Annotated in this window: 7 protein-coding genes; 4 read left to right on the plus strand and 3 right to left on the minus strand. The window is 60.5% G+C overall.

Going from position 1 to position 7984, the window contains the following annotated elements; translation table 11 throughout:
* Positions 1-987, plus strand: a 987-nt coding sequence (locus tag F8K16_RS05450; protein WP_294948024.1) for a sensor domain-containing diguanylate cyclase, incomplete at its 5' end; no start/stop codon positions are given.
* Here F8K16_RS05450 and F8K16_RS05455 read toward each other — a convergent pair.
* A complete protein-coding gene (locus tag F8K16_RS05455) occupies positions 973-2223 on the minus strand; it encodes a TlpA disulfide reductase family protein (RefSeq protein ID WP_294948026.1) in 1251 nt (416 codons plus the stop codon). The genes F8K16_RS05450 and F8K16_RS05455 overlap by 15 nt on opposite strands.
* Positions 2224-2313: 90 nt before the next feature.
* Between F8K16_RS05455 and F8K16_RS05460 the strand changes: the two genes are divergently transcribed.
* Positions 2314-3858 carry a GNAT family N-acetyltransferase gene (locus tag F8K16_RS05460; RefSeq protein ID WP_294948028.1) on the plus strand — a complete coding sequence of 515 codons (1545 nt, stop codon included), beginning with the start codon at positions 2314-2316 and terminating at the stop codon, positions 3856-3858.
* Here the strand turns inward: F8K16_RS05460 and bioC are convergent.
* Positions 3840-4748 (minus strand): malonyl-ACP O-methyltransferase BioC, encoded by a 909-nt coding sequence (gene bioC, locus F8K16_RS05465; RefSeq protein ID WP_294948030.1) that lies wholly within the window; start codon positions 4746-4748, stop codon positions 3840-3842. The genes F8K16_RS05460 and bioC overlap by 19 nt on opposite strands.
* A 209-nt stretch (positions 4749-4957) precedes the next feature.
* Between bioC and F8K16_RS05470 the strand changes: the two genes are divergently transcribed.
* Positions 4958-5902 (plus strand): GGDEF domain-containing protein, encoded by a 945-nt coding sequence (locus tag F8K16_RS05470; protein WP_294948032.1) that lies wholly within the window; start codon positions 4958-4960, stop codon positions 5900-5902.
* Positions 5903-5952: 50 nt separating this feature from the next.
* Here the strand turns inward: F8K16_RS05470 and F8K16_RS05475 are convergent, their stop codons facing one another.
* On the minus strand, positions 5953-6405 hold the full coding sequence (locus F8K16_RS05475; RefSeq protein ID WP_294948034.1) for a DUF1931 family protein: 453 nt from the start codon (positions 6403-6405) through the stop codon (positions 5953-5955).
* A gap of 80 nt (positions 6406-6485) precedes the next feature.
* Between F8K16_RS05475 and F8K16_RS05480 the strand changes: the two genes are divergently transcribed.
* Positions 6486-7841 carry a phosphatidylserine/phosphatidylglycerophosphate/cardiolipin synthase family protein gene (locus tag F8K16_RS05480; RefSeq protein ID WP_294948036.1) on the plus strand — a complete coding sequence of 452 codons (1356 nt, stop codon included), beginning with the start codon at positions 6486-6488 and terminating at the stop codon, positions 7839-7841.
* Positions 7842-7984: the final 143 nt, after the last annotated feature.

The following is a 7984-nucleotide window of genomic DNA, read 5'->3' on the forward strand; positions in this document are numbered from 1 at the left end:
AATCTACACAAGCGCCACACTAAAGAGCAGCACCGTCAGCACACATTGGTCAGAACGCTGGAGGAAAACAACCAGCTGCTCAATCTGATCTTCAACGCCTCGCCCATCGGCATGCTGGTCCAAGACCGGGACTTACGCACACTACGCTCCAATGAAGCACTGACCAATATTCTTGACCTGCCGCCAACCACGATTGAGGAGATGGGCATCCCCCTGCGCAGCTTGATTGTGGATGAACAGGTACGTAAGGAATTTTCCCAGCTCTATGAGCGTATGGTAGAGACGCCCATGCATCTGCACGACTGGGAGATGGAGATCCGCACCCCCGCCGGCCGTCACCGCTGGGTACGCCTGCACGGTCAGACGCTGGTCCAACACGACCAGGTGCATGGCATCGTGTGGATGGTGGAGGACATCACCCACGCCCATCGTGTGCGCCTGGAGCTGGAGGCCCTGTCACGCACTGACCCGCTCACAGGCCTGATGAACCGGCGGGCCTTCATGGAAAAATGGCGCGAAGAGGTGCAGCGGGCCAAACGCTATGGTTACCCGCTCACCTTTATGCTGATCGACCTGGACCACTTCAAGAAACTCAACGATGAATGGGGACACCATGCCGGCGACCAAGTGCTCAAATGGTTTGCCAACCAGATCCGCAGCCACACCCGGCCTTCCGACCTCTGTGCTCGATTCGGCGGTGAGGAGTTCGCCATTCTCATGCCCCATACTGACCAAAAGGCTGGATGCGCCGCGGCTCAGAAACTGCAACACCTCGTCAACCAATCCGACTGCGTGCTCAAAAGTGGCGTACGCATTCCGGTCACCTTCAGCGCCGGTTTGTCCCAATGGCAGACGGGCGAGCCTTTCGAAACCCTGTTCCACCGTGCCGATGAGGCGCTCTACACCGCCAAGCAATCCGGGCGCAATCAGGTCATCTGCTGGCAGGAAGCCGATTGCGCCCCCGCACCCGCCTCACTCGGCCAATAAGCGGTCGATCACCGCCCGGGCTTCCGCCCCATTCCAATCCAATGCGCCGAAGGCCGCATAACGGATGCGCCCCTGCTTGTCCAACAGATAGCTGGACGGATAGGCGAACACCCGCCAGCGCTTGACCGCCGTGCCGGTGGGATCCAGCAGCACAGGGAAGTTCACCGGGTGTTTTTTCAAAAAGTCCTCAATGGCCGGCTTCTCCTCCGCCAGGTTGATCGCCAAGATTTCAAACGGTTGATCCTGCAACGCCTGCTTCAACGCTGCCATGGAAGGCATCTCATGCACACAAGGCGGACACCAGCTGGCCCAGAAATTCACCAACACCACCTTGCCCTTCAAATCCCGCATATCCAGCGTCCGCCCATCTAATGTCTTCAGAACCAGTGGTGGATACTGCGGTCCATCGTAGGGGGTCAGCGTGGCTGTCTTGCCCGCCTGCGCCTCAGGCGCCACCGGCGCGACCGGTTCAGCCGCCGGCAACGACCGAGGCTGCGCCATCCAGGGTGTCAACAACGCCATCGCCCGAGCGATCTGCGCCGGAAAACGCTTGGCTGCCTCGCGCTCCACAGCGGTGGCATCCGGACGGAAATAAAAGCGATCCCGCACCTTGGGCAGCACATGAATGAACACATCACTACCCCCGCGCATCAACTGTGCCAACAACCCATCCAACCGCCAGCGCCAAGGGGACAGCTCCGCCTGAAACACATACACCGGCGCGTTCAAACGGCTGGCCTCCGGCCAGTACACCGCTTCCATTCCCGGTTTAGGCGTGGCCACATATAAATTGGGGTTGATCAGCAATAGGGCGGCATGGCGGATCGGCCCTCGGCGCTGCTCACCCTGCCAGGCCTTGAGCGCCAGAATGGCGCCTCGATCCGTCCCCACCACATAGACCGGCACGCCATCCGCGCGCGCCCGGCTCAACAGTACGCGCACCGCCTCATCCGGAATGGCCTTGACCGCGCTGGGCGAGGGCGAAAGGAAGTAAGCCTCAAACAATTGCGGCAGCCAACTTTCCACACCGCTTTGCGCCAGCTGTTCGGCTAATGCACGCTCCTGTGGCAACAGGCCATACTCCGATGGCAGCCACAACAGCCTCGCCACCGGCGCTTTCACCGGTTCAACGACCTCCACATTGACCGTGGTCTCATCCGACAGGGTGATTTCCAACGCTTGCGCCGCCAGCACCCATCCCAGCAGACTCAGCGATAACAGGATGCGCCGCATCATCACACCCTCCATGTTAGGCTTACCCCCATGCAAGCATTATGCGACTGGATTCAGCAGCTGCAAAGTGAATTAGCCGACGCTGATATACGCATGCCGGTACGCTGGCTCGTCAAGCCAGAAGCGGCCCAGCACCTACTGAACAGATGCCTTCCACCTGATACCCTGTGGCTGGACAGCGGCGCACCCTCGCCGATGACGCCGCCACCGCAGGTCATGCTGGTGCGTCCTAATCAGGCACAGCACTACCTGGGCGGCGAACACCCCATGCTGGTGGTGGATGGCTACAGCGGTGTGGACGCTAATATGCTGCTGATGCTCGCGGGCACTCTGAAACCGGGGGGGATCGCACTGATCCTGCTACCGCCTGCCTGCCCGAACTGCACCAACGGGGCGTTGGTGCGCTATCTCAGCCACGGCCAACCCCTGCCCCGCCATAGCCGCTGGATCAAGCGGCTGATGACCCTGCCCGGCAGCATGGTCATGGGGCAGCCCTGGCGGTTGCCCCGCCGGAGCGATCCGCCACCGCCTCTGCCACCACCGCCCATGCCGGACGCGCACACTCTGTGGCTGATCACCGGACGGCGGGGCCGCGGTAAAAGCACGCTGCTGGCCCGACTGGCCGACCAGCACCCGGCCGCAACCATCGTGCTGGTCACCAACCATACTCGTGCCCTGAACACCTTCCAACGCCACCTGCGCCAGCTGGGCTGGCAGGTCCCGGATACGGGGGTCCCCCTGTTTTTTTCCAAACCGATTTCCGGCGGACGAACACGCACCCTGAAAATCCTGCCGCCAGATGCCTTTTTGGCACAAAAACCGCCCTGTGAGCTCCTTTTAGTGGATGAGGCGGCCCGGTTGACCCTACCGGTGTTGCGTAAGTTGCTCCAATGGCCAGTGCCCATGGCGCTGGCCACCACATTGGAAGGGTATGAGGGGGCGGGACAAGGGCTGCGCCTGAAACTGACGGCACACCTGCCCCCTGGGCGGCAGCTTGAAGTACTGACCCTAACTCACAGCCGGCGCTGGGCCGCCAATGATCCATTGGAGCGCTGGTTGGATAATGTCTGCCTGTTGCAATCCCCTACGCCACACCCTCCCACTGGACCGACACACATCTCGCCCTGGCACCCCGGTGAGGATGAAGACACGCTGCAGGCCGCCTGGTCGCTATTGCAGCGCGCCCACTACCAGACCCGCCCCTCGGACCTGATGCAGCTGCTGGATCGACCCGACCAGCGGCTCTGGCTGGCACGAACCGAGCGCACAGTGGCCGGCGTGCTCTGGACGCTGGAAGAAGGCGGGCTGAGCGATCCCCCTCTCCATGTGCGGGGTCATCTGGCCGCCCAGCGGCTGCGCCAGCTCACCGGCGATGATGCCTGGCTCAAGCGACGCAGCCTGCGCATCACCCGCATCGCCGTGCATCCACAGCGACAACATGAGGGCATCGGCACAGCGCTAATCAACACCCTAAAAGAAACCTCGGATGTGGATTTCCTCTCCGTCAGCTGCGCCGCCGAGCCGAGGCTGTTGCGCTTCTGGGAAAAACAGGGATTTGAACGAATCCATGTTGGTGACAAACCCAACCGCGCTAGCGGCGTGCCCTCAGCGCTGCTGGTTTACGACTTACGCACCTGACGCTGAAAATCTTCAAGGGTCATTTCATACACGCCATCCCGGGCGCGGTCAGGACCCTTAAAGACCTCCGGCGCAGCCCAGGCGTGACCATGCACCACCTCATAGGTGGCGGGCACACGCCCGTCCGGCTGCCGAAACCGCTCATAGGCTTTGAGCATGGCTTGGAGGCGCCCCTTGCCGGTTAACCCCCGGCCATCCACAGCGGAGTAGGTGGCGCCAATGGCTTTGAGATCCTTGAGCACGCCCATGGGTTCGGCGTAAGTCAGGGTGAAATGTTCCACATCCATCACCGGTTGACCGAACCCTGCCCGGATCAACGCGTCCCCCACATCATGCATGTCGATAAAAGTGTTCACATGCTCGCGATCGTCCACCTGCGCCCAGGCAGCACGCAACTCCTTGAGGGTGTCCGGCCCGAAGCTGGTGAACAGCAGCAATCCTTCCGGACGCAACAGGCGACGCAGCTCGGTGAACACCGCATCCAGATCATCGCACCACTGTAGCATCAGATTGCTGACGATCAGATCGAAGCTGCCATCGCCGAAAGGCAGCTGATGGGCATCCGCCACCACCAGGTGCGCGGGACAGTGTCCTCGCAGCCGCGCCCACCAGCCGGCCCGACCCGCCAACTTGCCACGGGCGTGACGCAACATGGGCTCGGATAGATCCACCGCCACGACCTCCGCCCGCGGATAACGGGAAAGCATTTTTTCGGTGAGGATACCTGTGCCGGCGCCCACATCCAGCACCCGTTCCGGGCGCAGGGTCACCAGATCAAGTCGCTCATCCAAGTGCGCCGCCACGGCCCGCTGCAGCACGGCCGCTTCATCATAGGCGGACGCGGCCCGGGAGAAATGGCGGCGAATGGTGTGACGGTTAATACGATTCATGGGCGGCATTATGGCGCTTCACACCGGCAAAGTTCAATGGCGAGTGTTAGAATGGATCGATTATGAAAGTATCCGCTCTACTTCGGCGTTTACGTCCCGACAGCCGAGAAAATGCGTTCCTGTCCCCTCGCCATATCGGTCGGCTGCTTGTTGCGGCGGGCGCGCTGTCATTCAGCATGGCCATGGCAGGCGCCATAGGATGGCTCTCCGTGCCTCAAGGCCATTTCCTGACGCTGATGGCCACCATGATCATTCAGTTCGTCAGTGCCTTCATCGTTCGCATCAAACCTCTATGGACCTTGCCGATCCTGACGGTCAACCTGGTGCTCTACATCGGCACCATCGCGCTCATCGCCTACTTCAACCCGGACCAGAAGCAAATTCTGTTCGCCACGTTTTTTCCGGTCATGGCCGCTTTTCTAATCATTTCGACGGAATGGGGCGTCATCGCTACGGTGCTGGCGTTGCTCATACCCCGGGTCGTCAGCGATATAGACCGGGACTTTCTCATCACCTATGAGATTTTCATGCTGATCGGCGCGCTGACGAGCTTCTGGTTGGGACGGCTGTATCAGCAACTCATGGACGACATGCGCCAAGCTATTGACCGCCTGGACCATCAGGCCAGTCATGATCCACTCACCGGCGCGCTCAACCGACGAGGCCTGCACGAGCAAGCCAGTGTGCTGGTGGCGCTCCATCGGCGCAATCAAGCGCCCTTGTCCGTGGCGCTGCTGGATCTGGATTTTTTCAAACAAGTCAACGACCGCTATGGCCACGAAGCCGGTGATGTGGTGCTGCGCACCATCGTAGAGCGTCTGAATGCCACCTTTCAGCGTCGCAGTGACCTGATCGGACGGCTGGGCGGAGATGAGCTGGTGGTCATTCTGCCGGAAACCACCATGGAAACGGCATGCAAAAAGTTGGAAGCCTTTGCGCGCGAGCTCCAGCAACACCGTCCTGAGTATCACACGGTCGAGTTGCCCATCGCTCTGTCCATCGGCGTGGCGGCGCTCAGCCCGACCGCCACCGATCTGGACACCCTACTTGAAGAGGCCGATGAGCGGGTTTATCAGGCCAAGGCCCATGGACGTTCCCACATCTGCTGCTCAAGTCACTGCGTGGCCATCAAACTGAGCTTTAAGCCGCTGTAAACAAAAACGCCCGCAAATGCGGGCGTGCTGTTTTCAAAACCGAAACCGGTTCAGACCAGCAGGTCAAAAATCGCTTCGACCTTGTCCCAATCCTTGGTCTGAGGGTTCTTCAGGCTGGGATCCACGATCTTGAAAGTGCGTGCCAGCGCGTAGGTCATGCCACCGAGAATGTCGGGCAGCTTCTGCACCAGCTCGTCTTCATATTCCAAGTCCATCGGCGGCAGCTTCTCCAGCTGCTGCAGGATCGGCTCTACCTCTAGCGCCACATCCAGTTTGTGGAACTGGTGCATGGACTCCTGCAACCCCTTTGTCAGCGGCAGGTCGATATAGCGGATCACCGGCGCCTCGTTGGCTTTTGATTTAGCCTGGGCCATCAGCAGCAAATCGTGGATTTTCTTGTTCAGAAAATCAGACATGCGCTTCAGATCGGATTTATCCACATCCAGTGATGCTGCCTGACGGAAAAAGTGCTCAAACTGGCTCACACCCATGATATGACTCATAACAAACCTCCTTAAATCCTGTTGTTGTCAAAGCCTCCTCCTGTTAAATTGCGACCCACGGCCGTTTTTCAAGACACACAATGAACATTTATTACTTGGACATCCTGCTGGCGGTGCTGGTGCTAGGGCATCTGCTCTACCAACGCCGCCCGACGCAAAGTCTGATCATCTGGCTGCTGGTGGTGCTGTTGCTGCCGCTTGTGGGTCCGTTGCTGTATCTGCTGTTCGGCTCGCGCAAGGTCTTCGCCCGTCGCGACAAACCGCCGCTGATGTTTCCACAACACCCGATGCCACAAGCGCCCACGCCACTGAGTCGGCAACTGATACGCCTGTTGGACGCCGATGGCGTGCCGCCGGCCCAACCAGGTCAACACGTGGCCGTCAGCCTCTCACCCACCACAGCAAGGGATTGGTTCTTTGAGGCCATTGACGCCGCCGAACGCAGCATCTGGCTGGAAAGCTACATCTTTGAGCCGGACGACACCGGCCGCGCGCTGTTGCAACGGTTGACGGAAAAAGCCCGCTCAGGCGTGGAGGTGCGCCTGCTGATCGATGCTTTCGGCAGCCTGAACGCCTATCTGCGCCCCGGGCTGTTCCACGCTTTACGGGCGGCGGGCGGGCAGGTGGCCTTTTTTCAACCGCCCAGCAGCCTGTTCAAAAGCCGCATCAACCTGCGCAACCACCGCAAAATCTACCTGTTCGACCAGACGGTCTTGCTCTCCGGCGGCATCAATCTGGCATCTGAATACCTGAACCCGGATCAACCGGGCAGCTGGGTGGATATGACCTTCCGCGCCCAGGGGCCCATGGTGCAGACCTACGCCCACACTTTCGCCCAGGACTGGCATTACACCACCGGCGAAAGCCTTGAGCTGAAGGGAAACTGGACACATCAGGGCGATCTGCTGGCTCAAGCTGTGCCTTCCGGGCCAGATATGGCCGCTGACACCATTCGAGAAGTGCTCCTCAGCGCCATCGCTCAGGCACAGCGGCAGATTCTGATCGTCACGCCCTACTTCATCCCGGACGAACCGGTTCTGGAAGCCGTGCTACTGGCCTGCAAGCGAGGTGTCGCGGTGCGCCTGCTCACGCCCCGTGTGACCGATCACCTGATTTTTGACCTGGGCCGTGCGCCCTATATGCGCGAGTTGTATGAGGCCGGTGCCGACATCTGCCTCTACACGCCCACCATGCTGCACGCCAAGGCGGTGATCGTGGATGAGGCGCTGGCCGTGATCGGATCGGCCAACCTGGACTACCGCTCCCTGCTGATCAACTACGAGTTGGTCAGTTTGCTCTACACGCCAGAAGCGGTGACGCACCTGCGCCAACAGCTGGAAACGCTGCTGCCTGACACCGAATCTTTCACCCCACCGGCGGGACCCGCTGTCCAGCTCAAAGAAAACCTGACCCGCATTATCACGCCCATCCTCTGACATGCTGCGCCCCACCCTGACGCCTATCAGCCCGCCCGCCCCCCAACGCCCGTTGCCGCAGCACTTCAGCCTGCTGGTGTGGAATGTGCATAAGCTCCCCTTCTCCCGCCTGAACGCCTGCCTACCCCTGCGCCAGTATGATC

Source organism: Sulfurivirga sp. (genome assembly GCF_015490265.1).
Classification (GTDB): Bacteria; Pseudomonadota; Gammaproteobacteria; order Thiomicrospirales; family Thiomicrospiraceae; genus Sulfurivirga.